Genomic DNA, 21,477 nt, shown 5'->3' with positions numbered 1-21,477 from the left:
GCATCCTCCGCCCCCGCAACGAAACGGCCTGTCCCCCACGGGTTCCCGCCCTCCGCCCGCACCCATTGTAATGCCCGGCACATTGCGCAGGGCATCAGCCAGCGTATGGAGGATGTTTCATCGAGCATCTGACGCGAGATGACCGAAACGCTCTTGGGTGTATCCAGAATGGACGCGGTAAATTTCGGAGACCGGTTCCTGAACTGACCGATAACCTCGACCTGCTCGTAACCAGGCACGGTTTTATGCTGTCCGGCATGTTTATGGTCGGCGGTTTTTTTCTTTTTACCGTCCGCATGGTCCAGATCGACATCAGCGGCGAAGGCAAAAGACTGCGCGCCCATCCATACGGTTGCGCCCAGCAGCGTAAGGTTCGAGGCTGCGTCAGTCACTTTTCCAGAAATCGGCCTCACGGACAGATCCTTTATCTCCAGGGTTGAGAATTTTAAATAAGAATTTACTATCGCATCCATAATGATAATGATTCTTAATATCAATATAAATATGACTCTTATGCAAAATGTTTTCAGATGCCGCGTATGCAGCCCGCCAGAGCAGAGGCGCGGCATTTCTCTGGCGTTGCGCGCCCCTATTGCGTAAACCCGGCCCACCATGAGCGACCGCACAGAAGATTTTGACTTCCCCCTGCCCAGTCCCTGATCGCACAGGAACCGGCGCGCCCGCGTGAGGCCGCGCGCCTGCTGGATGCCACCGCCCCAGCCCCGGCCCTGATCGACCGCCATATCCGCGACCTGCCGGACCTGTTGCAGCCGGGTGATCTGCTCGTGGCCAACGATACCGCCGTTATCCGTGCGCAGTTGCAGGCCCGGCGGGGCGAGGCCCGGATTGGCATCACACTTGACCAGATCCGCCCCGATGCCACATGGCATGTGCTGGTGCGCAATGCGCGCCGCCTCAAGCCGGGCGATACGCTAACCTTCGAAAACACGGTGCACACCGCTCAAGTGCTGGCTCTGGAAGAAGGCGGGGCGGCAACGCTGCGGTTTTCCGCCGAGGGCGATGCATTCGATACTTTCCTGCGCGATGCGGGCGTGCTGGCACTGCCCCCTTATATCCACCGCCCGGATGGCCCAACCGAGCGCGATGCCCAAGATTACGCCACCATTTTTGAACAGGTGCGCGGTGCGGTCGCGGCCCCTACAGCGGGGCTGCATTTCACACCTGCTCTTCTGGCGGCTCTGGACGCACGCGGCATAGGCCGCTGCACCCTTACGCTGCATGTGGGCGCAGGCACGTTCCTGCCCGTGCGTGAGGCTGATATTTCGCGCCACCACATGCATACGGAGCGCGGCGTTATCACGCCCGAAACGGCGGAGCGCATCAACGCCACACGCAAGGCGGGTGGGCGGGTCATTGCCGTAGGCACCACAACACTGCGCCTGCTGGAAAGTGCGGTAGACGAGCAGGGCGTGGTACACCCCTTCGCAGGAGAGACCGCCATTTTCATCCGGCCGGGCTACCGGTTCCGGGCTGTGGATGTGCTGATGACCAACTTCCACCTGCCCCGCTCCACGCTGTTCATGCTGGTCTCGGCCTTTGCGGGGGTGGAGCGCGCCCGGCAGGTTTACGACCACGCCATAGCCTCGGGCTACCGCTTCTATTCCTATGGCGATGCCTGCCTGCTGCGCCTTTCCACTGACTGACTGCTCCGGAATCCCCTGCCATGACCCGTTTCCACTGGACATGCGAAAGCACCGACGGCGCCGCCCGCGCGGGCACGCTGCACACCGCCCACGGCCCTGTATCCACCCCCACCTTCATGCCCGTTGGCACGGTTGGTACGGTCAAGGCCATGACCATGGACGCCGTGCGCTCCACGGGTGCGGGCATTGTGCTGGGCAATACCTATCACCTGATGCTGCGCCCCGGTGCCGAGCGGGTGCGCGCACTGGGCGGGCTGCACCGCTTCATGGACTGGCCCGGCCCGATCCTGACCGATTCCGGCGGGTTTCAGGTCATGTCGCTAGGGGCGCTGCGCAAGCTGGATCAGGATGGAGTGACCTTCCGCTCCCATATCGACGGTTCGGAACACCGGCTGACACCCGAAAGCTCCACCGACATCCAGCACGCGCTGGATGCCACCATTACCATGTGCTTTGACGAATGCCCGGCCCTGCCGGCCCCGCCGGAAGCCATTGCGGCCTCCATGCGCCTGTCCATGCGCTGGGCCGCCCGCTCGCGTGAGGCTTACGTCCAGCGCGAGGGCTATGGCCAGTTCGGCATCGTGCAGGGTGGCACGGAGCCTGAACTCCGGGCCGAAAGTGTGAAAGCCCTGACGGATGTGGGTTTTGAGGGCTATGCCATCGGCGGTCTGGCCGTGGGCGAAGGTCAAGCTCTCATGTTCTCGACACTGGAATCCACAACGCCGCTGATGCCGCAGGACAAGCCGCGTTACCTTATGGGCGTGGGCACGCCGGATGACCTGCTGGGCGGTGTCATGCGCGGGGTGGATATGTTCGACTGCGTCATGCCCACGCGCGCGGGCCGTACCGCACGCGCCTATACCGAGCGCGGCACGCTCAACCTGCGCAATGCCCGCCACGCAACAGATGCGCGCCCCATTTCACCGCATTGCGACTGTCTGGCCTGCACCCGCCACAGCCGGGCCTATCTGCACCATCTGTTCCGCGCCAATGAAATTCTGGGCCCCATGCTGCTGACATGGCATAATATCGCCTATTACCAGCGCCTCATGCGCCAGATGCGCGAGGCCATTACAACCGGCACACTCCAGACCCTTGCGGATACACTCCGCGCCGGGTGGCAGGCCAGCGACTGGACAGAAGATGAAATGCCCCAGCCCGCCATCCCCCTTGCCCCCTGAAAGCCCGGCCTCGCCAGAAGCCGACACACGGCGCATGGTCCGGCTGACAGAGCGTATTCGCGATAAGGCGCTGGCACTGGGGTTTGATGCCATTGGCTTCTGCCCGGCCCATCTCGGCCCCGAAATCCGCGCCCGGCTGGAAGATTTTCTGGCCAGCGGACACCATGGCAGCATGGGCTGGCTGGCTGAACGCACAGCCGAGCGCGCCCAGCCCACCGCGCTATGGCCAGAAGCGCGCAGTGTAGTCAGCCTTGGTGTCTCCTACGCCCCGGAAACAGACCCGCGCATTCCCCTGCCGCCAGACAGGGGCACCATATCCGTCTATGCCCGCCACCGCGATTACCATGACATGATCAAGGGCATGCTCAAGCATCTGGCCCAGTTCATGATTGGCGAGGCCACAAAGCTTGGACTCCCTGCCGCCGCGGTCAAGGTATTCGTGGACACAGCCCCCGTGGCCGAAAAACCACTGGCCGCACAGGCGGGGCTGGGCTGGCAGGGCAAACACACCAATCTGGTTTCACGCCAGCATGGAAGCTGGCTGTTTCTGGGCGAAGTCTACACGTCGCTGGCCCTTGCTCCCTCGCCCATACCAGCGGGTGGGTGCGGCACCTGCACACGCTGCCTGAGTGCCTGCCCGACCGATGCCTTTCCCGCCCCCTATCAACTCGATGCCCGGCGCTGCATCTCCTACCTGACCATTGAACACGCCGGGCCGATTCCCATGGAACTGCGCCGGGGTATCGGCACACGGATCTATGGCTGCGATGACTGTCTGGCTGTCTGCCCGTGGAACCGTTTTGCGCAGGTCTCGCGCCACCCTAAACTCCAGCCCAGAGCCGACCTCATGGCCCCCGAACTGGCGCGGCTGAGCCAGCTTGATGACCCCGCCTTTCGCACGCTGTTTTCTGGCTCTCCCATCAAGCGCATCGGGCGGGACAGGTTTATCCGCAATGTGCTGATCGCTATTGGCAATAGTGGCCTGCCGGAACTCCGCCCTTATGCAACCGCCCTGCTGAACGACCCCAACGCCGTTGTGGCGGAAGCCGCACAATGGGCTCTGGCGCAACCTCACTCTGTGGAAAGCTCCACACCATGAGCCTGCATCTGAAAAAACGCAGCCTAATTCTGGCTGGCCACGATACCAGCGTAGCACTGGAACCCGCCTTCTGGGCCGTGCTGGATCAGGCTGCCACGCAGGACGGTCAGGGACTGGCGCTGCTTGTCACGCGCATAGATGCAGCCCGCCTGCCGGGCCAGTCTCTGGCCTCGGCCCTGCGGGTATTTGCCCTTGAGTGGCTTCAGGCCCGCCTGCCCCACACCCCCGAACAGCCCACCTGACATCGCAGAATGTGGAGCCACACCCCGCACTGAAACACCGGGCATGGCAGCAACGCCCCGATACCCCAAAGCCACCTGTGGAAGAGTGCCACGCAGCATGATAGACTGAACCCTATGGCGATATGGGGCAAAATTTTCGGGGGTGTTACCGGCTTTGCCGTGGGCGGCCCTCTGGGAGCGGCTGTTGGAACCGCTCTGGGACACGCGCAGATACCCGCACCCTTCTTCAGCCTCCCACCGGGGGATGGAGTGAGCGCTGGGCCGCACGGGCCCGCCCCGATGCCGGGGGAGCCGCCACATTCATTGCGGCAAAGCTGGCCGCCACTCTGGGCAAGAAAGAGCAGCTTTACGGGCTGAGCTGCGTTATCCTGAGTGCGAAGCTGGCCAAGTGCGATGCTCCGGTCAACCGCCACGAAATCAATGCCTTCAAGGCACGCATGATGGTGCCCGCGGAAAACATGCGCGAAATTGGCCGCCTGTTCGACATGGCCCGCCAGCGTACGGATGATTACGAGTCTTTCGCCCGCGAACTGGGCAATGCCTATCAGCAGGACAAGCAGCCGCTTGAAGAACTGCTGGCCATTCTGTTTGCCATTGCCCGTGCCGACCTCGCCCCCGAAGACCCGCTAACGCGCGAGGAAGACCGCTTCCTGCGCCGGGTGCATACACTGTTCGGGCTAAGCCACGGCGCATGGGAGCGCGCCGCCACCGGCCGTGCCCGCCCCGCCATGGCGGAGGAAGACGCCTATGTGGTGATGGGTGTAAGCGCCTCACTTTCCAATGAGGAACTGCGCGCACACTGGAAAACGCTGGTGCGCCAGTACCACCCCGACATCATGGCTGCACGCGGCGCCACCGAGGAAGAAACCCGCGCCGCATCTATCAGAATTTCGAAAATAAATGCCGCCTGGGACGTTATCAAACGCGACAGGGGCCTTTAAGGCGGGCAAGACTGTTTTTGACGGCTGTCGTGCATGCAGGGAAGCCCTGCCATTGCAGATGGCGTTTCTCATGCTAGAGAGGTCTGGCTCACTTTACATGGGCGGGCTTGGGCGCATGCAACATAAGGTAGGGGCTAGAATGACTTCAGGACGGAACGGCGCATGGCTCCGCCCTTGCGCACAGGCGCGGCAGAACCACGAGACCCGGCAAGGCACGCGGCGCGGCTGGCGCCCGACGGCTGGGCGGCTGGGTTTGGCCATGCTGCTGGCCAGCACCACCGCGTGCAGCGCCATCAAGGCGCCCGTCCCCAAGGACCCCGATGAACTGGCGGAATACAAGGCGGCCAACGACCCGTACGAGCCCCTGAACCGCAAGACCTACAACATGACCATGACGTTCGATAAATATGCGCTGCGTCCGGTCGCCAAGGCTTATGTGTGGGCCGTGCCCCGCCCCGTGCGGAACTCGCTGGGCAACATGATCACCACCATGAACGAGCCTTCGGTGTTCTTTAACGACGTGGGCGCAGGCAAGCCACGCCGCGCGGGCGACTCGTTCGTGCGCTGGTGCATCAACATGACTGCAGGGCTTGGTGGCTTTATCGACGTCGCCAAAATGGCGGGCTACCCCCACCATGCCAATGATGCAGGCCTAACACTGGCCAACTGGGGCATTGCCTCGGGTCCGTATCTGTTCCTGCCCATGGGCCCGTCCTCCCTGCGTGACGGCATCGGCTACGGAATCGATCAGGGGCTTTCCCCCTGGAACTACGTGCCGCGCGGCTATGGGCTGATCAGCTTCAACTGGGCCTACAACATGCTGGGCGTGATACATGGCCGTTCCGAACATCTTGATGATCTGGACGCCCTGCAGCGCGATGCGCTTGACCCCTACGCCACCATCCGCAGCGCCTACCAGCAGCAGCGCAAGGCACAGGCGGAAGCTATCCGCAATGACCACCGCGCCACCGTGCCTGCCTGGTATCAATAACAACAACAGCAAGGGTGCTTAGCATGACTTTTTCTGTCAGCCGCCGTGGTGTTCTGGCTTTCTGGCCGTCGCGTCCACCGGGCTTGCGCCCGTATCCGCTGCATGGGCAGCACAGGATTCGCGCGCCTTCATCCAGTCCTTTGGCGATCAGCTTGTGGCCATTGTAAACAGCCCCCTGTCGCTGGCGGACAAAAAAGAAAAAATCATGCCGCTGGTGAGCAAGAACGTCGATATCGACGGGATTGGCCGCTACTGCCTCGGACGCTTCTGGAAAGTGGCAACCCCTGAGCAGCAGAAGCATTATCTTGTGCTGTTCCACCAGATTCTGGCCAACGCCATTGCCGACAAGCTGGGCGATTATCGGGGTGTCAGCTTCACCATTGGTAACGTGACCAAATCGGGTGATGACGACTCCGTCGAGGCCACGCTGGTACGCCCGCAGCAGCCCCCGGCCGCCATGCAGTGGCTGGTGAACAGCAGCAGCGGTTCACCTAAAGTGGTGGATGTCATTGGTGAAGGCGCGAGCCTGCGCCTGACCCAGCGCAATGATTACTCCTCCTTCATTGCGCGCAATGGGGGCGATGTGGATACCCTGCTCCGCGCGCTGCAAAAGCAGATCGACCACCACAACGCCGCCAGCGCCCAGCAGTAATCACCACCCGCGCGCCGTCTAGGCGCGCTGGCTTTCGTACAGCACCATGGTCTGGCCGTTTCTGGCAAAGGTTTCGACCACGCGCATACCGATACTGCCCAGTATGGTGCGCGATGCCACGTTGCTTTCAGCCGCAACGGCCACCACACGATGTATACCCGCATCATGTGCAAAGTTCAGGGCCGCATTGGCGGCCTCACGCGCAATACCGCGCCCTCTGGCCCATGGATGCAGGGCAAAGCGCAGGCCAAAGCCACGCCCATCCGGCCTGAGGTGTAGGCCGGTCATGCCGACAAAACGGCCATTTTCCCGAATTGTGAAAATACCGACCCGATAGCGCGCCCAGAACGCGATATCCTCGGCCATATCCTGCTCGGCCTGCTGGCGGGTACGCACGCCCCCCAGCATCTGCCCAAAAGCGGCACCATCGGCCTTCAGCGCCGCCATGTGGTCCATATCCTGCCATGTGACAGGATAGAGCCACAGCCGGGGTGTGCGGACGGAACGTAAATCCATCACCTGACCCCGCAGGGTAAAAAAGCGGCCGCAGGCAGCCGCCCCGCCCTGTTAGCGAGCGAGAGGCTTGTAGCGAATCCGGCTGGGCTCGGTGGCATCGGGGCCAAGGCGACGGCGTTTGTCTTCCTCATAGGCCTGGAAGTTACCCTCAAACCACTCGACGTGGGAATCACCTTCAAACGCGAGAATATGCGTTGCCAGACGATCAAGGAACCAGCGGTCATGCGAGATAACGACCGCGCAGCCGGGGAATTCCGCCAGAGCGTCTTCCAGTGCGCGCAGGGTATCCACGTCCAGATCGTTGGTCGGTTCGTCAAGCAGGATAACGTTGCTTTCCTTACGGAGCATCTTGGCCAGATGCACGCGGTTACGCTCACCGCCCGACAGGATGCCGACTTTTTTCTGCTGATCAGAACCCTTGAAGTTGAACGCCCCCACATAGGCACGGGAAGGCACAGCCCGCTTGCCCAGATAGATGACATCCGTGCCGCCCGAGATTTCTTCCCACACGCTCTTGTCCGGGTCGAGGCTGTCACGCGACTGATCCACGTAACCGAGCTTTACGGTCTCACCAACCTTGAGCGAGCCCGCATCGGGCTCTTCCTGCCCGATAATCATTTTGAACAGGGTGGATTTACCCGCGCCGTTCGGCCCGATCACACCCACAATGCCGCCCGGCGGCAGCTTGAAGTTCAGGTTATCGATCAGCAGACGGTCAGCAAACCCTTTGCTGAGCGCTTCAGCCTCGATCACCGTACCACCAAGGCGGGGGCCGGGGGAAATGACGATATCCGCCACACCGCTAACCTTCTCCGCACTGGCGGCCAGCATTTCCTCATACTGGGCAATACGGGCCTTGCTCTTGCTCTGACGCGCCTTGGGGCTGGAATGAATCCATTCCTCTTCAGCCGCGAGGGCACGCTGGCGAGCACTCTCTTCCTTTTCTTCCTGCGCCAGACGCTTGCGCTTCTGTTCCAGCCAGGAGGAGTAATTGCCCTCGAACGGAATACCGCGACCGCGCTCGATTTCGAGAATCCAGTTGGTCACGTTGTCGAGGAAGTAGCGGTCATGGGTAATGACCATGACCGTGCCCGCGTAGTTGCGCAGGGTCTTTTCGAGCCAAGCAACACTTTCCGCATCGAGATGGTTGGTCGGTTCGTCAAGCAGCAGCAGGTCAGGCTTTTCCAGCAGCAGGCGGCACAGGGCCACCCGGCGGCGCTCACCACCCGAAAGCTTGTCCACAGCACTGTCTGCCGGGGGGCAGCGCAGCGCATCGAGGGCGATTTCGAGCTTGCGATCCAGCTCCCAGCCGTCGCCCGCGTCAATTTTCTCCTGCAATTCGGCCTGTTCGGCCAGCAGGGCGTTCATTTCGTCATCGTCCATCGGCTCGGCGAAGCGCAGCGAAATCTCGTTGAAACGGTCAACCGCCTTTTTCAGCTCACCAAAGCCAAGGGCGACGTTCTCGCCCACGGTCAGGTTCGGGTCGAGCTGGGGCTCCTGCTCCAGATAGCCGACACGCGCCCCTTCAGCCGCCCAAGCCTCGCCGCCGAACTCCTTGTCCAGACCGGCCATGATCTTGAGCAGGGTCGATTTACCGGCCCCGTTGACACCCAGAATACCGATCTTGGCGCCGGGCACGAAGGACAGGGTAATGCCCTTGAACACCTCGCGGCCACCGGGATAGGATTTTGTGAGATCCTTCATCACATAGACGTATTGATAAGATGCCATGATGATGACCCCCCGTATGTGGCTGAAGCTGAAAGCGCTGCCAGCAGACACGCCAGCCAACTCGCGATGAATGCCTGCGCCCGGCAGGACTTGAACCCGCAACCAAGCCGTTATGAGCGGCCCGCTCTAACCAATTGAGCTACGGGCGCGTAGGCGGCTTCCTGATTACGCAACCAGAGAAATTTGGCAAGGGTCTTCCTCAGGAAAATCCACGTAAAGCCGTGCTGCGGGGTGGCTGCCACGCCCGTGCACCAAAGGGCTCTTGGCAAGCTGCGGGCGGGCGGATAGGGTCTGCTCCATCCCAATTTTCATGCGCTGGAGCCGTGTTCCATGGATGTCTCGAAACTTTCCGCCGGCAAGGATGTGCCGTTCGACATCAATGTCGTGATCGAAATTCCGCAGGGTTCTTCGGTCAAATATGAAATCGACAAGGAAAGCGGTGCCCTTGTGGTGGATCGTTTCCTGTTCACCCCCATGGCCTACCCCACGGCTTATGGCTTTATTCCCAACACGCTGGCCGCCGATGGCGACCCGACGGATGCACTCGTGCTCACCCCCGCCGCCGTCGTGCCCGGCAGCGTAATCCGCGCCCGCCCCATTGGCGTGCTGAAGATGGAAGACGAGTCCGGTCAGGACGAAAAAATCATCTGCGTGCCGCACGACAAGGTGCACCCGCAGTTCACCACCGTGCAGTCCATCGACGACCTGCCCGAAATCACGGTCAAGGCCATCGAGCACTTTTTCACCCGCTACAAGGATCTGGAAAAGGGCAAGTGGGTCAAGGTAACGGGCTGGGGCGACAAGGCCGAAGCTGGTGACTTTATCGTTCAGGCACTGGAAGCGGCGCGCGGCAAGTAAGCCACCCACCCGCTGGCCACAGGCCATGGCAGAACGGCGCATCGGCTCCCACATTCAGGGAGCGGATGCGCCGTTTCTGTTTGTTGCCCGCAAGCCAAATCCGGGCCGGAATAAAAAATGACCCATCTGGTGCATTTTTTTGCTTAACCCCGGTTGCCAAACGAAAAAACATCAGTATAAAGCGGCACATACCGACGCACACCACGGTGAGCGTCTGGACTGCGGGTGTAGCTCAGTTGGTTAGAGCGCCGGCCTGTCACGCCGGAGGTCGCGGGTTCGAGCCCCGTCACTCGCGCCACTTCAAAATTCCTTAAATCAGAATATGTGAAGTGGCGCGACAGACACCTTCTGGTGCCTGTCTACCACGCTTCAATCAGTCTTCCAAAGCTACAGCGGCCTCAAGCGTTACGGCAACGGCATGCACGACTGCGGCAATCCGCGCTGCTGTCTGCACGGCCCCAGAGCCCAGCGCCTCACGCACGATTTTTTCATGGCTGGTCACGCACAGGTCACAGCCATTGATGGCGGACACGGCCAGACACCACAGCTCAAAATCCACCTTTTCCACACCGGGGTTGCCAATCACGCTCATACGGAGCTGCGCAGGCATCTTGCCGTATTCCCCACCCGCCATATGCACAAAGCGGTAGTAGATGTTGTTCATACCCATGATGGCTGCAGCGGACTTGGCCGCCGCCAGTGCCTGTGCGGACAGGACATCCGTGAACTGGGCCACAACGGCGCGTGTCACCTCATCATTACGCGCGGCAATGGCGCAGGCCACGAACGTGCCCGCAAGCTGCTGGGGGCTCAGGCTGACATCATTGGCCAACGTGCCGAGATTGAGGCGCAGGTCTTTGGCGTAATCGGGAATACGATCCTTGAGTGCATCAATGGACATGACTTTTCCTTCACCTGTTGGGGTGTTGTGGCAATAAAACTGAACGGAAAGATCAGAAATCAGCGGCCTGTCCGGCAATACTATGCCGAGACAGCCAGCGGCACGCCATGGCGCAGCGCCATAACTGCTTGTGGTGGGGTGCCGCCCTGCAGAGCGAGGCACCCCACACCCCACGTGCGGGGGCTCCGACAGGGCCAAAGGCCCCGCGGAAACCTTTCCAGCTAAGCCGGAAAGGCAGGTTTTCAGGCTCAGACTTTGATGAAGTCTTCGCCCTGCTTCCAGTTGCACGGGCACAGCTCATCGCTCTGCAGACCGTCGAGCACGCGCAGAACTTCCTGCGGGTTACGACCAACGGACAGGTCGTTGACGGAAACATGACGGATCACGCCTTGCGGATCGACAATGAAGGTAGCGCGCAGAGCAACGCCTGCTTCCTTGGCCATGACGCCCGTGCCTTCCGTCAGCTCGCGCTTGATGTCGGCCAGCATCGGAATCGGCAGATCCTTCAGATCCGCGTGGTGGAGGCGCCAGTTCAGGTGAACGAACTCGCTGTCGATGGACACACCGTACACAACGGCGTCACGGTCAGCGAAGTCTTTGGCCATCTTGCCGAAAGCCACGATTTCCGTGGGACAAACGAACGTGAAGTCCTTGGGCCAGAAGAACACGATCTTCCACTTGCCCGCGTCGGTCTGATCCGTAATCTGAACGAACTCGCCCTTGAGGCCTTCCGGGCCACCCGGAACGGAGGTCAGGTTAAAGCTGGGAAATTTATCGCCAACGGTCAGCATTGTTCTAGCTCCTTGTTTGACTAGCTTTTTTGCCACCAGCGCCAGAAACGCCAGCGGCTGCGTTAATCTGTATGGCCCGGCCCGTTCATTTAATCCAATGAATATTTTATATAATAATGATTGATAGGATCGATCAAACGCGCCACGTTTGATGAACCGACCTCCGCCATACGGGAAACCGCCATGCTGCCCCTGCCCTCCGCCCAGCAGCTCCGTTATCTGATTGCCTTGTCCGAACTGCGCCATTTTGGCCGGGCGGCAGCGGCCTGCGCAGTCACACAATCCACCCTGTCCGCCGGGATCATGGCGCTTGAACGCCAGCTTGACGCCACCCTGCTTGACCGCACGGTGGGCAAAAAAGTGGTGTTTACCCCGCTTGGTCACGAAATCGCGCTCAAGGCCCGGCAGGCGCTGGCGGCGCTCGAATCCGTGCCTCAATTAGCCGCCGCAGCCCGCACCCCCCTGACAGGCCCAATGCGACTCGGTATCATCCCCACCATCGGGCCGTTTCTCATCCCGCAGACCGTCACCACCCTGCGCGAGCATTTTCCGCAGCTACTCCTATCCATTACGGAAGACACGACCGAGCACCTGCTAGAAAAACTCTCGCTCGGTCAGCTTGATATTCTTGCCCTCGCCATGCCCTGCCTGTGCGATGGCACGGAAACCCACCCTCTCTGGCAGGACCCTTTCCGCGTTATCATGCCCGAAGGCCACCCACTGGCCAGCCTGAACACCGTGCCAGTCTCCCGCCTGTCGAGCCACGGCATGGTGATGATGGAAGACGGGCACTGCCTGCGCGAGCAGACACTGGCCATCTGCCGGCAAGGCCCCAACCGGGCGGGCACCGAAGGGGAAAGCGAGGCCACCTTTACCGCCATGTCGCTTCACAGCATGGCCGAGCTGGTGGAACTGGGTTTGGGAATCGCCATCATGCCCGCTCTGGCTATTGATGCAGGTATATTGAAGGGGCGGCGGATTCTCTCACGCCCCCTGACCGGCGGCCCCGCATGGCGCACACTCGCTGGCATGGCGGCCCCGCTCTCCCCGCTCGGCGGATTTTCAGACCCTATCCGCAACACTGGCAACACTCCGCCCACCGGAAACAGCCTAAAAAGGCTGCGCGCTCCTTTGACACCGCAGCATGGCCTCCTGCGGGAGTTTTTAGCCGGAAAAATGGCGAATTTGTCGATCAAACAGGCCGTAAATCTTGACTCCGGGGCTTAGTGCCAGTAATTGCCAACCCAACTTGAATTATGCACTCACCAGTTTCGGCGGAGAATACGGGCCATGAAGATCAGAAACAGCCTGAAGTCAGCAAGGTGCGCGATAAGGACTGCCGTGTGGTTCGTCGTCGTGGCCGGGTTTACGTCATCAACAAAAAGAACCCCCGCATGAAGGCCCGTCAGGGCTAAAGCATATGGCGGAACAGACCCACACGGTCTGCTTGTTCCTGCCTGTCATGCGTGAGACCCGTTTTTCCGCACGGCGGAGAAACGGGTTTCTGTTTTTATGCCTGCTGCATCTGGCCCTGTTAGGCAGCACTGGTGCCATAATGGTTCTGGGCCTGCCTTCTGCCGCTCACGCGCAAGCCCCCGATCTGTCCGAGCCTGATGGCAGTGCTGGCCCCCCGCCAGTACCGACCCTGCCGCCCATGGTGCAGATCCACCGCCCGGCTGCGCCCGCCACATCCGCACCACAGGCTGCCCGGCCAGCGACAGCTCCCACACAGCCTGTAGCCCCTGCTCCGGCCTCCCCCATGATAGGGGTGCTGGCAGACCGGCTGGCCCACGCCAAAACACCCGAACAGGCCCATGGCCTTGAGAGCCGTCTGGAAACCCTGCGCGCTTCCAAGCTGGCCCCGGCCACACGCCTGCTGCTGCACCGCTCCGAAAAAGATCTGGCGGCTGAAAAGCCCGATGACGCCGTGCAGGACCTTTCGGACGCACTGGCACTCCAGCCCGACCAGCCGATTCTATGGCGCGGCCGCGCCAGATGCGCCTTGCCGCCGGTGACCTGAAAGGGGCTATTGCCGATCTGGGCGAAAGTCTGGGGCGTGACCCGTCAGATGCCGCCGCGTGGATTCTGCTCTCAACCATAGAAGAACGGCGCAACGACGGCCGGGCCGCCCTACAGGCATGGGAAAAGGCCATGAGCCTGAACCCCATGCTGGACAAGACCCACAAGCGTCAGGAACAGCTCCGGGTAAAAGCCTTCGGCCAGCCGACCTGAACAGGCGGCAGGCCTGCCCTGTCAGGCCTGCCGGTTCTCGATCAGGCTTTTGCGGATAGCGCGACCGCGCTCGATTTTGTCCACAATATACGCCTCATCTCCCCAGCGAATCGCACGGGCCATGGCCTGTGCGTCCTCCATGAAGCGCCCCAGCATTTCCAGCAGGGCTTCACGGTTATACAGGAAGATGTCACGCCACATGATAGGGTCTGACGCGGCAATACGCGTAAAGTCCCTGAACCCGGAGGCCGCAAGGTCGAGCACCTCGGAGCGAGTTTCAGCCGCCAGATCGTCCGCCGTGCCACATATGGTAAAGGCGAGCAGATGCGGCAGATGGCTGACAATGGCGCATACCCGGTCATGATGCGGTGGCGTCATTTCGCGCAGGCGCGCCCCACACCGCTCCCACAGGGTGCGAATGCTCTCAAGGGCTGCCTCAGTCGTGCTTTCAAGCGGGGTCAGCAGGCACCAGCGATCCTCGAACAGATGCTCCAGCCCTGCATCTGGGCCGGAGAACTCCGTTCCCGCCATGGGGTGCGTCGGCACATAAGGCACATCGGCGCGCAGAATGGGCGCGATGGCCTCAATAACCGAAACCTTGGTCGAGCCCACATCCGTCAGCACGGCACCACTCTTCATGGCAGGCACGACCTGAGCGGCGACCTCGCCCATGGCCCCCACGGGCACACATAGCATCACGCAATCGGCCTGAGCGGCAGCGGCGGCCAGATCGGTGGTGGCTTCATCTGCCAGATCGAGTTCGCGCACACGGGCGCAGACTGCGGGGCTACTATCCGCAGCGATCAGCTACGGGCAATATTGCCACGCACACGCGCACGCCGCAGCACGGAAGATCCGATAAGCCCCGGGCCGACAACAAGCAGCGTATCGAAAATAGGTGCCTGCACTTCAGCCAATACCCTTATCCTCCACGGTGGAAGATGGAGTGGAAGATGCGGTTTCCGCCGCGCGTTCGCCCGACCGCAGGCTGCGCATTTCCATGACCTGCCATGCCAGCAGAACAGGAATACCGATAATGAGTTCACGCCCGCGCCGTAGTAGGGACAGGCCCAGCGCCACCGAAGGTTCTATGCCAAAAGCATGGCCCAGCGCCATATAGGCCCCTTCCTGCACGCCAAGGCTACCCGGCACCAGAAACCCCATGGACATGATGGCGCAGGTTACGCCTTCCACCGCCACAGCATCCGCAAAGGTCAGGTTCGCTCCCAGAAAACGGGCTGTCAGCCACAGAATGCCAGCGCTGCCCAGCCAGCCTACCAGATGATAGAGTGCCGAGCGGGCGATATGCCACGGGCGGTTCCACGCCGCTTCAAGGCGTTCCTGCAAATGGTCAGCCCCGGCCTGTAGGTTATCATGCCACTGGCTGGCGATATTGCGGGTAATCACCCCTCCGAAACGGCGGAAAATATTGCCGCCATGCCGCTGGGTCCAGATAAAGCCGACAATCCCGACAATCAGAAACACCGCCCCGATCACAACCGGCAGGACAAACGGGCTGGAACGCTGATGCGCAACCAGACACGCCACAGCCAGCAGCACGAAACCCACCTGCCCCATGACTTCGGTAGTGATATCCACAAGATTGGCGCAGGTGGCTTCGGGCAGTTCAATCTGCCTGCCGCGCGTGGGGTGCAGGCCATGGCCCGAGCAGGTGGCGCGGATACCCACCACCATGCCCCCGATCTGTGAAAAAGGCAGGCATGTCGCTGCTGCATCCCTGACCATGCGGGCACCTAGAAGCTTAACATAGCCGATCTCGGGAAAAGCCGCGTGCCAGGCAAGACCCAGCACCCCATTGACAACCAACTGGCAGCAGACAACAGCGACAAAACCACCCATGCCAATGCGCAGAACCGCATGCAGGACGGAATCGAACCCGCTCCATGCCATAGCGGCTGTAATGACGACCAGCCCGAGGAAAGTGAGAAAAACAGTAAGCTTCTTCAAGGTACCAGCTCTGTCCGCCCATCACGCCAGATGGGCCTGCCCGCCCTGAAAGCCTGACAGAAACCCCTTGCGGGCATGTCTATGAATGATCCGCCCCCTTACACCACCACGGGGTCTGGCGCCACCTCATGCGTCAGGATAAAGAAACAAACCGTACGTTTAAATCAGGCTGCCCATCCCGTTTCAGGCACCCTTTTGCACAGAGGCCCCACGCATGACCGCCACCGCCCCCACACTTGTCACCGGCGCCACAGGTTTTGTCGGGTCCGCCGTGGCGCGCACATTACTGGCGCGCGGGCATAACCTGCGGCTGATGGTGCGCGCGGGCAGCGACCGGCGCAATATTGCCGATATTCCGGCTGAACTGGTGGAGGGCGATCTCTCCAGCCCCGAAACCTTCGCCCGCGCGGTAGAAGGCTGCCGCTATGTCTTTCATGTTGCGGCGGATTACCGGCTGTGGGTGCCTGATCCCGCCCCCATGATGAAAGCCAATGTGGAAGGCACGCGCCTGCTCATGCTGGCGGCACAGGCCGCGGGGGTTGAGCGTATCGTCTACTGCTCCTCCGTAGCGGCACTGGGGCTGATCGGGGATGGCAGCGTGGCGGATGAAACTACGCCAGTGCGTGAGCATGCGGTTATCGGCATCTACAAGCGTTCAAAATACCGTGCGGAGCAGGAAGTGCTGCGCCTCGTCCGCGAAAGCGGCCTGCCTGCCGTTATCGTCAATCCTTCCACCCCTGTTGGCCCGCGCGACATCAAGCCCACCCCCACGGGGCAGATGATTCTGGACTGCGCCGCAGGACGCATGCCCGCCTATGTGGATACAGGCGTGAACATCGTGCATGTGGATGACGTCGCCGAAGGCCATGCGCTGGCACTCGAACGCGGTGTTATTGGCGAGAAATACATTCTGGGCGGGCAGAATTTCCTCCTGCGCGACCTGTTTGCCATGGTTTCGGACATAGCCCATGTGCCGCCGCCGAAAATAAGCCTGCCGCAGGAGGTTATCTGGCCTGTGGCCGTTGTTTCGGAATGGCTTTCGCGCGCGTTTGGCATTACGCCGCGCGTTACCCGTGAAATGCTGGCCATGTCGCGCAAGAAAATGTTCTTTTCATCCGACAAGGCCATACACGAGCTGGGCTATACCCCCCGCCCCGCGCGTGAGGCGGTGGCAGATGCCATCGCGTGGTTCCAGTCCAACGGCATGCTGAAGTAAGAAAGAGGGCACGAACTCATGCTATTGGCTCTCGCCGTTCTGTGCGCCGCCATCTGGGTAGGACTCCTCTTTTTCCACGGACGCTTCTGGCAGAAAGGCCCCATTCTGGCCCCTGCGACACCAGATCAGATCATCCCCACGGCGGATGGTAGCGCGCCTGCCGTCACGATTGTCGTGCCTGCCCGTGACGAAGCCGAATCCATTGAGGTCGCCCTGTCCTCGTTAATGGCGCAGGACTATCCCGGCCCGCTTTCCATCATTCTGGTCAATGACCGCAGCGCGGATAACACCGGCCCACTGGCCCGCGCCCTGCCCGACCCGGCCAACCGCCTGCACGTGCTGGACGGGGTTGCCCCGCAGCCCGGCTGGAGCGGCAAGCTCTGGGCTGTCTCACAAGGCGTGCAGGAAGCCGAGCGCCGCGCAACGCAGGGTGATGGCTATATCCTGCTAACCGATGCGACATCATCCACGCGCCCCAGCATGTTGCCACACTGGTTAGAAAAGCCCAGACCGACCGCCTGCACATGGTGTCGGAAATGGTGGAACTACAGTGCGAAAGTCTGGCCGAACGGGCACTGGTGCCAGCGTTTGTCTTCTTTTTCGCCCTGCTCTACCCCTTTGCCAGAGTAAACGACCCCAAAAGCCGGACGGCCGGGGCCGCGGGCGGCACCATCCTGCTCCAGCGCGACATGCTGCGCCGTATCGGCGGCATAGATGCGCTGAAAGGTGCCCTGATTGATGACTGCACCCTAGCACTCTGCGTCAAGCAGGCCGGGGGACTGCTCTATCTGGGCCATTCTCAGTTGGCGCGCTCCATCCGCCCCTATCCCGGCCCGGCTGATATCTGGCGCATGATCACGCGCACCGCTTATGTGCAGTTGCGTTTTTCGCCCCTGTTGCTGGTCCTGACCGTGCTGGGCATGCTGCTGGTGTGGATTACCCCTGCCCTGCTGGGCCTGTTTGCCCACGGTCCGGCGCACTGGATTGGTGCTGCCACATGGCTGGCCTCAACCTGCTCGTTCCTGCCCACGCTCAGGCGCTTCAGACTCTCACCGCTGTGGGCGCTCGCACTGCCGTTCATTGCGGTTTTCTATACCGCCGCTACCGTCGGCTCGGCTGTCAACCACCACCGGGGGCGCGGCGTTGTCTGGAAAAACCGCTCCTATACGGATGCCATCCCCAATGATGGGCGCACCGGCTAGGATACGCGAAGGGATAGGCAGGCCGGGGTGGCTCGTGTAAACCACAGGCTGCCATTTTTGATCGGGCCGAGGCATGACAGACGATACAGACGTATGGGGAACAACCGACGTTTCTTCCGGGAAAGGCGCGTCCGACGAGAATTTTCCCGTCGGCTCCCTACTGATCAGCCGGGCGCTGCGCCCGCATGTTCATGCGTATTACGCCTATGCCCGCGTTATCGACGATATTGCCGATAGCGAAACACTGGCCCCGCAGGACAAGGTTGCACGGCTCAACGCCATGGAGGAGGTGCTGCACGGGCAGCGCTCCGCTATCAACAGGCCCGATGCCCAGAGTGCCGCGCGCCTGCGCGTCTCTCTCATGCAGACCGGCGTGCCGTTTGAAACCGCAACCGACCTGCTGATCGCCTTTAGGGATGATTCTCTGGGCAAGGAATACGCAAGCTGGTCAGACCTGCTGCATTACTGCCGCTACTCCGCCAACCCGGTGGGGCGTTATCTGATCGGCCTGCACAAGGAGAGCGCTGACGCCTTCGCGGCGTCCGATGCCCTGTGCACCTCGCTCCAGATTCTCAACCACCTGCAAGACTGCGCGCAGGATCTGCAGCGGCTCAAGCGCTGCTACATTCCCTCCGACATGCTGCGCCAGCACGGCCTGACCTCCGAAGCCCTGCTTGAAGGTCGCACCTCGGCTGCCCTGCGCCGCGTTTTTAACGCCCTGCTGGACGGTGTGGACACTCTCAACCGTCAGGCCGCTATTCTGCCGGGGCAGATACACAGCCGCCGCTTTCGCATGGAATGCGCCGCCATTGTCACTCTGGCCGAACGCCTGACCCTGCGCCTGCGCCGTGAAGACCCGCTGGCAGGCCGCGTTGCCCTGCGCCGCACAGACGCCTTGCATGCGGCAGCCGCAGCCTTGAAGGCATGGCGCTGACCTTCCCCCATCATGAAACTTCTGTAAAAAGGGGCTCTCTTCTTCGGAACGGTGGCCCCGTTTCCAGCATCCAGAGCAGACAGGTAAGAGCGCGTGACAGCACAGGACATCCAGACGCATAACCAGCCCACCCCCCTGGGATGCGACCCTGCGGACCTCGCGTGGGTGGAAAATACCGTCAAACAGGCTGGTACGTCTTTTGCAGCGGGTATGAAAATTCTCCCGCCCATGCGTCGTTACGGCATGTTCGCCATTTATGCTTTCTGCCGCGTTGTGGACGATATTGCCGATGGCAACGCCCCGCTGGCCGAGCGCACACAGGCGCTGGATGAATGGCATGCCCGCATCGCGCGGCTGTATGGCCCGCAAAGCGCCCCACAGCCCGAACCGCTCGAACGCGTGCTGCTGGCCACCATCAATTTTTTCGCGCTCCGTCAGGCTGACTTCACCGCCGTGATCGATGGCATGATGATGGACACCCAGTCCGCCATTGTCGCGCCGGATGAAGCCACACTCGACCTGTATTGCGACCGCGTGGCCTCGGCCGTGGGCCGCCTGTCCGTACGTATCTTTGGCGAATGTTCCGATAATGGCGACAAGGTTGCCTACCATCTGGGCCGCGCCCTGCAATTGACCAACATCCTGCGCGATATCCCCGAGGATGCAGCGCGTGGCCGCCTGTACCTGCCCTCCGACCTGCTGGAGCGTTTTTATGTCCCGCGCGACGCCGTCAAGGCGCTGGACGCACCGGGGCTTGAGGCGTGTGCCGGATTCTGGCCACCCGCGCGCAGGATCATTTCCGCATCGCGTTTGTCACCATGAAAGCCTGCAATGGCCGCGCCATGCTGCCCGCACGCATCATGGGGGCCAGTTACGAGGCCATTCTCAAAGCACTGTGCAAGCGCGGCTGGTCCGCCGCCGTGCTGCGCCAGCGCCCCAGCACCACCCTGCTCGACAAGGCAAAGTGGTTCTCCCTCTCCTATCTTCCGTAAAATCCGGGCGGTATTCAGCTATGGCAGGCGTACTGCACATTATTGGTGGCGGCATGGCAGGACTGGCCGCCGCCGTGGAAGTGGCGGGATCAGGCCGGCATGTTATCGTGCACGAAGCCGGTCGCGCCTGCGGCGGGCGAGCCCGCTCCTATGATGACAAGCAGCTCGGCTGCCGGATCGACAACGGCAACCACCTGTTTCTGTCCGCCAACAAGACCCTGTTCCGCTATCTGGGCCTGACAGGCGCGCTCGATACACTGGCCGGGCCAAAAGCCCCCATTTTTCCCTTCGTGGATTTGGAGGAAGACGCCCGCTGGACGCTCAACCTCTCGCGCGGGCGTATGCCGTGGTGGGTGTTTCAGCCGCATCGGCGCGTGCCGGACATGCGCCTGCCTGACCTGCGCAGCCTCTATGCCCTCATGCAGGCCGGGCCGGACACAACCGTCGATGACTGCCTGCTGCCCGGCGCACTGGCCCGCAGGCTGCTTGAACCCCTGGCAATCTCGGCACTCAATACCGACTGCGCCACAGGCAGCGCCGCCCTGATGGGGGCTGTTATCCGCCAGTCGCTCTCTCTGGGTGGTAACGCGTGCATTCCCTTCCATGCGCGTGATGGACTGTCCGAAACCTTCGTGGACCCCGCACTGGCGCATCTGCGCGCTGTACGGGCCGAAGTGCGCACACAAAGCCGCATGACAGGCATCGAAACCGCACAGGGCCGGGTAACAGCACTGCACACGGCTGAAGGGGCTATCCCCGTTGATGCGCAGGATCATGTGATTGTCGCCACACCCGCCCCCGTAACGCGCGGCCTGCTGGAAAACCACCTGCATGGTCTGGTAACGCCCACCGCGTTCGAGAGCATTCTCAACCTGCATTTCCGCCTTGATACGCCCCCGCAGCCTGTTGGCTCCTTTGCCCGTTGCGGCTTTATGGGGGTGATTGGTGGCATTGCGGAATGGGTGTTCCTGCGCGGCTCTGTCCTGTCCGTCACGGTCAGTGCGGCCAACCGCCATGCCGAGCGTGACCCTGAAGAACTGGCCCGCGCTATCTGGCGCGAGGTCCGCCGTGCCTGCGATCCTGCCCTGAGCATACCGCTACCCGCCACACCGGCCGAGCAGCGGATCGTATGGGAAAAGCGCGCGACCTTTGCCGCCACTCCCGAGCAGAACCGCCTGCGGCCCGGACCCGCCACAGCGCTGGCCAACCTTGCGCTGGCGGGAGACTGGACCAACACAGGCTTGCCCGCGACCCTTGAAGGTGCAATGAGATCGGGTATCCTTGCAGTGCATGCACTCGGACTAAGGGCGCCAGGCTAAAAGCCACCATTCACCGCATAACCGCGCGAACACGCCCGCGAACAGAG

At 61.7% G+C, this 21,477-nt stretch carries 18 protein-coding genes, 2 tRNA genes and 8 pseudogenes; 19 read left to right on the top strand and 9 right to left on the bottom strand.

The window, feature by feature from the left end; translation table 11 throughout:
- Positions 1-614 (bottom strand): annotated as a pseudogene (locus JCM25143_RS21950) (hypothetical protein); the annotation flags it as partial.
- On the opposite strand from JCM25143_RS21950, the pseudogene queA reads away from it, so the two are divergent.
- The 7 genes and pseudogenes from queA to JCM25143_RS17780 all read left to right on the top strand — a co-directional run bounded on the left by queA (position 613) and on the right by JCM25143_RS17780 (position 6,770).
- Positions 613-1,664, top strand: a pseudogene (queA, locus tag JCM25143_RS17790) (tRNA preQ1(34) S-adenosylmethionine ribosyltransferase-isomerase QueA). The pseudogenes JCM25143_RS21950 and queA overlap by 2 nt on opposite strands.
- Before the next feature lie 20 nt (positions 1,665-1,684).
- Positions 1,685-2,845: a tRNA guanosine(34) transglycosylase Tgt gene (tgt, locus tag JCM25143_RS07480; RefSeq protein ID WP_025860589.1), complete on the top strand. Its 1,161-nt coding sequence runs from the start codon at positions 1,685-1,687 to the stop codon at positions 2,843-2,845.
- A gap of 34 nt (positions 2,846-2,879) precedes the next feature.
- The gene (gene queG / locus JCM25143_RS07475) at positions 2,880-3,944 is read left to right on the top strand and encodes a tRNA epoxyqueuosine(34) reductase QueG (RefSeq protein ID WP_035370695.1); all 1,065 of its coding nucleotides are present in this window, start codon (positions 2,880-2,882) and stop codon (positions 3,942-3,944) included.
- Positions 3,941-4,186, top strand: a complete 246-nt coding sequence (locus tag JCM25143_RS07470) for a ribbon-helix-helix domain-containing protein (RefSeq protein ID WP_025860586.1) — start codon at positions 3,941-3,943, stop codon at positions 4,184-4,186. The genes queG and JCM25143_RS07470 overlap by 4 nt, the downstream gene beginning before the upstream one ends.
- A gap of 114 nt (positions 4,187-4,300) precedes the next feature.
- A pseudogene (locus tag JCM25143_RS17785) lies at positions 4,301-5,127 on the top strand (TerB family tellurite resistance protein).
- 139 nt (positions 5,128-5,266) lie between these two features.
- Positions 5,267-6,118, top strand: a complete 852-nt coding sequence (locus tag JCM25143_RS07460; protein ID WP_025860584.1) for an MlaA family lipoprotein — start codon at positions 5,267-5,269, stop codon at positions 6,116-6,118.
- Positions 6,119-6,141: 23 nt separating this feature from the next.
- Positions 6,142-6,770 (top strand): annotated as a pseudogene (locus tag JCM25143_RS17780) (MlaC/ttg2D family ABC transporter substrate-binding protein).
- A gap of 18 nt (positions 6,771-6,788) precedes the next feature.
- On the opposite strand, the gene JCM25143_RS07450 reads toward JCM25143_RS17780, so the two are convergent.
- The 4 genes from JCM25143_RS07450 to JCM25143_RS22310 all read right to left on the bottom strand — a co-directional run bounded on the left by JCM25143_RS07450 (position 6,789) and on the right by JCM25143_RS22310 (position 9,329).
- The gene (locus JCM25143_RS07450) at positions 6,789-7,286 is read right to left on the bottom strand and encodes a GNAT family N-acetyltransferase (protein ID WP_025860582.1); all 498 of its coding nucleotides are present in this window, start codon (positions 7,284-7,286) and stop codon (positions 6,789-6,791) included.
- 51 nt (positions 7,287-7,337) lie between these two features.
- On the bottom strand, positions 7,338-9,017 hold the full coding sequence (ettA, locus tag JCM25143_RS07445) for an energy-dependent translational throttle protein EttA (protein ID WP_025860580.1): 1,680 nt from the start codon (positions 9,015-9,017) through the stop codon (positions 7,338-7,340).
- A 75-nt stretch (positions 9,018-9,092) separates the two neighbouring features.
- Positions 9,093-9,166 (bottom strand) — tRNA-Ile (locus tag JCM25143_RS07440).
- Positions 9,167-9,182: 16 nt separating this feature from the next.
- Positions 9,183-9,329: a hypothetical protein gene (locus JCM25143_RS22310; protein ID WP_159101608.1), complete on the bottom strand. Its 147-nt coding sequence runs from the start codon at positions 9,327-9,329 to the stop codon at positions 9,183-9,185.
- Between the two features lie 18 nt (positions 9,330-9,347).
- Between JCM25143_RS22310 and ppa the strand changes: the two genes are divergently transcribed.
- Entirely contained in the window at positions 9,348-9,875 is a 528-nt protein-coding gene (gene ppa / locus JCM25143_RS07430) for an inorganic diphosphatase (RefSeq protein ID WP_025860579.1), read from the top strand.
- 221 nt (positions 9,876-10,096) lie between these two features.
- Positions 10,097-10,173, top strand: a tRNA-Asp gene (locus JCM25143_RS07420).
- Positions 10,174-10,248: 75 nt separating this feature from the next.
- Here the strand turns inward: JCM25143_RS07420 and JCM25143_RS07415 are convergent.
- Both JCM25143_RS07415 and JCM25143_RS07410 read right to left on the bottom strand, forming a co-directional pair.
- Positions 10,249-10,776: a carboxymuconolactone decarboxylase family protein gene (locus JCM25143_RS07415; protein ID WP_025860576.1), complete on the bottom strand. Its 528-nt coding sequence runs from the start codon at positions 10,774-10,776 to the stop codon at positions 10,249-10,251.
- Positions 10,777-11,024: 248 nt separating this feature from the next.
- Positions 11,025-11,567 (bottom strand): peroxiredoxin, encoded by a 543-nt coding sequence (locus tag JCM25143_RS07410; RefSeq protein WP_025860574.1) that lies wholly within the window; start codon positions 11,565-11,567, stop codon positions 11,025-11,027.
- Between the two features lie 183 nt (positions 11,568-11,750).
- Here JCM25143_RS07410 and JCM25143_RS17775 point away from each other — a divergent pair.
- The 4 genes and pseudogenes from JCM25143_RS17775 (at position 11,751) to JCM25143_RS23810 (ending at position 13,799) form a co-directional block, all read left to right on the top strand.
- A pseudogene (locus JCM25143_RS17775) lies at positions 11,751-12,681 on the top strand (hydrogen peroxide-inducible genes activator).
- Positions 12,682-12,857: 176 nt separating this feature from the next.
- Positions 12,858-12,982: pseudogene (gene ykgO, locus JCM25143_RS17770) on the top strand (type B 50S ribosomal protein L36).
- A 5-nt stretch (positions 12,983-12,987) separates the two neighbouring features.
- Complete coding sequence (locus tag JCM25143_RS17765) at positions 12,988-13,587, top strand: hypothetical protein (RefSeq protein ID WP_234395101.1); 600 nt, start codon at positions 12,988-12,990, stop codon at positions 13,585-13,587.
- The gene (locus JCM25143_RS23810) at positions 13,563-13,799 is read left to right on the top strand and encodes a hypothetical protein (RefSeq protein WP_234395100.1); all 237 of its coding nucleotides are present in this window, start codon (positions 13,563-13,565) and stop codon (positions 13,797-13,799) included. The genes JCM25143_RS17765 and JCM25143_RS23810 overlap by 25 nt, the downstream gene beginning before the upstream one ends.
- 21 nt (positions 13,800-13,820) lie before the next feature.
- Here JCM25143_RS23810 and JCM25143_RS17760 read toward each other — a convergent pair.
- Positions 13,821-14,716 (bottom strand): annotated as a pseudogene (locus JCM25143_RS17760) (prephenate dehydrogenase/arogenate dehydrogenase family protein).
- Positions 14,709-15,767 carry a lysylphosphatidylglycerol synthase domain-containing protein gene (locus JCM25143_RS07385; RefSeq protein WP_025860572.1) on the bottom strand — a complete coding sequence of 353 codons (1,059 nt, stop codon included), beginning with the start codon at positions 15,765-15,767 and terminating at the stop codon, positions 14,709-14,711. Before JCM25143_RS07385 ends, JCM25143_RS17760 begins: the two are co-directional and overlap by 8 nt.
- A 214-nt stretch (positions 15,768-15,981) precedes the next feature.
- Here JCM25143_RS07385 and hpnA point away from each other — a divergent pair, with 214 nt between their 5' ends.
- From hpnA to hpnE, 6 genes and pseudogenes are all read left to right on the top strand, one after another.
- Complete coding sequence (hpnA, locus tag JCM25143_RS07380) at positions 15,982-16,983, top strand: hopanoid-associated sugar epimerase (RefSeq protein WP_025860571.1); 1,002 nt, start codon at positions 15,982-15,984, stop codon at positions 16,981-16,983.
- 18 nt (positions 16,984-17,001) lie between these two features.
- Positions 17,002-17,613 carry a glycosyltransferase gene (locus tag JCM25143_RS23805; protein WP_234395099.1) on the top strand — a complete coding sequence of 204 codons (612 nt, stop codon included), beginning with the start codon at positions 17,002-17,004 and terminating at the stop codon, positions 17,611-17,613.
- Positions 17,502-18,185, top strand: a complete 684-nt coding sequence (locus tag JCM25143_RS23800) for a glycosyltransferase (RefSeq protein ID WP_234395102.1) — start codon at positions 17,502-17,504, stop codon at positions 18,183-18,185. The genes JCM25143_RS23805 and JCM25143_RS23800 overlap by 112 nt, the downstream gene beginning before the upstream one ends.
- Before the next feature lie 73 nt (positions 18,186-18,258).
- Positions 18,259-19,119 (top strand): squalene synthase HpnC, encoded by an 861-nt coding sequence (gene hpnC / locus JCM25143_RS07370; RefSeq protein ID WP_025860569.1) that lies wholly within the window; start codon positions 18,259-18,261, stop codon positions 19,117-19,119.
- A 93-nt stretch (positions 19,120-19,212) separates the two neighbouring features.
- A pseudogene (hpnD, locus tag JCM25143_RS17750) lies at positions 19,213-20,111 on the top strand (presqualene diphosphate synthase HpnD).
- A gap of 20 nt (positions 20,112-20,131) precedes the next feature.
- A complete protein-coding gene (hpnE, locus tag JCM25143_RS07360; protein ID WP_025860566.1) occupies positions 20,132-21,430 on the top strand; it encodes a hydroxysqualene dehydroxylase HpnE in 1,299 nt (432 codons plus the stop codon).
- The last annotated feature ends 47 nt before the right edge of the window (positions 21,431-21,477 follow it).

Origin of the sequence: Acetobacter papayae JCM 25143 (genome assembly GCF_000613285.1) — a bacterium.
GTDB classification, from domain to species: Bacteria; Pseudomonadota; Alphaproteobacteria; order Acetobacterales; family Acetobacteraceae; genus Acetobacter; species Acetobacter papayae.
The sequence above is the reverse complement of the archived record's forward strand: the minus strand, read 5'-3'. Positions and strand labels throughout refer to the sequence as shown.

Coding starts and splice junctions, on each gene's coding strand:
- hpnC (WP_025860569.1), top strand. CDS start 18,259: ATGACAGACGATACAGACGTATGGGGAACAACCGACGTTTCTTCCGGG.
- hpnA (WP_025860571.1), top strand. CDS start 15,982: ATGACCGCCACCGCCCCCACACTTGTCACCGGCGCCACAGGTTTTGTC.
- JCM25143_RS07450 (WP_025860582.1), bottom strand. CDS start 7,286: ATGGATTTACGTTCCGTCCGCACACCCCGGCTGTGGCTCTATCCTGTC.
- JCM25143_RS07470 (WP_025860586.1), top strand. CDS start 3,941: ATGAGCCTGCATCTGAAAAAACGCAGCCTAATTCTGGCTGGCCACGAT.
- JCM25143_RS07410 (WP_025860574.1), bottom strand. CDS start 11,567: ATGCTGACCGTTGGCGATAAATTTCCCAGCTTTAACCTGACCTCCGTT.
- JCM25143_RS07460 (WP_025860584.1), top strand. CDS start 5,267: ATGACTTCAGGACGGAACGGCGCATGGCTCCGCCCTTGCGCACAGGCG.
- JCM25143_RS17765 (WP_234395101.1), top strand. CDS start 12,988: ATGGCGGAACAGACCCACACGGTCTGCTTGTTCCTGCCTGTCATGCGT.
- JCM25143_RS07415 (WP_025860576.1), bottom strand. CDS start 10,776: ATGTCCATTGATGCACTCAAGGATCGTATTCCCGATTACGCCAAAGAC.
- queG (WP_035370695.1), top strand. CDS start 2,880: ATGGTCCGGCTGACAGAGCGTATTCGCGATAAGGCGCTGGCACTGGGG.
- ppa (WP_025860579.1), top strand. CDS start 9,348: ATGGATGTCTCGAAACTTTCCGCCGGCAAGGATGTGCCGTTCGACATC.
- ettA (WP_025860580.1), bottom strand. CDS start 9,017: ATGGCATCTTATCAATACGTCTATGTGATGAAGGATCTCACAAAATCC.
- tgt (WP_025860589.1), top strand. CDS start 1,685: ATGACCCGTTTCCACTGGACATGCGAAAGCACCGACGGCGCCGCCCGC.
- hpnE (WP_025860566.1), top strand. CDS start 20,132: ATGGCAGGCGTACTGCACATTATTGGTGGCGGCATGGCAGGACTGGCC.
- JCM25143_RS22310 (WP_159101608.1), bottom strand. CDS start 9,329: ATGAAAATTGGGATGGAGCAGACCCTATCCGCCCGCCCGCAGCTTGCC.
- JCM25143_RS23810 (WP_234395100.1), top strand. CDS start 13,563: ATGCGCCTTGCCGCCGGTGACCTGAAAGGGGCTATTGCCGATCTGGGC.
- JCM25143_RS23805 (WP_234395099.1), top strand. CDS start 17,002: ATGCTATTGGCTCTCGCCGTTCTGTGCGCCGCCATCTGGGTAGGACTC.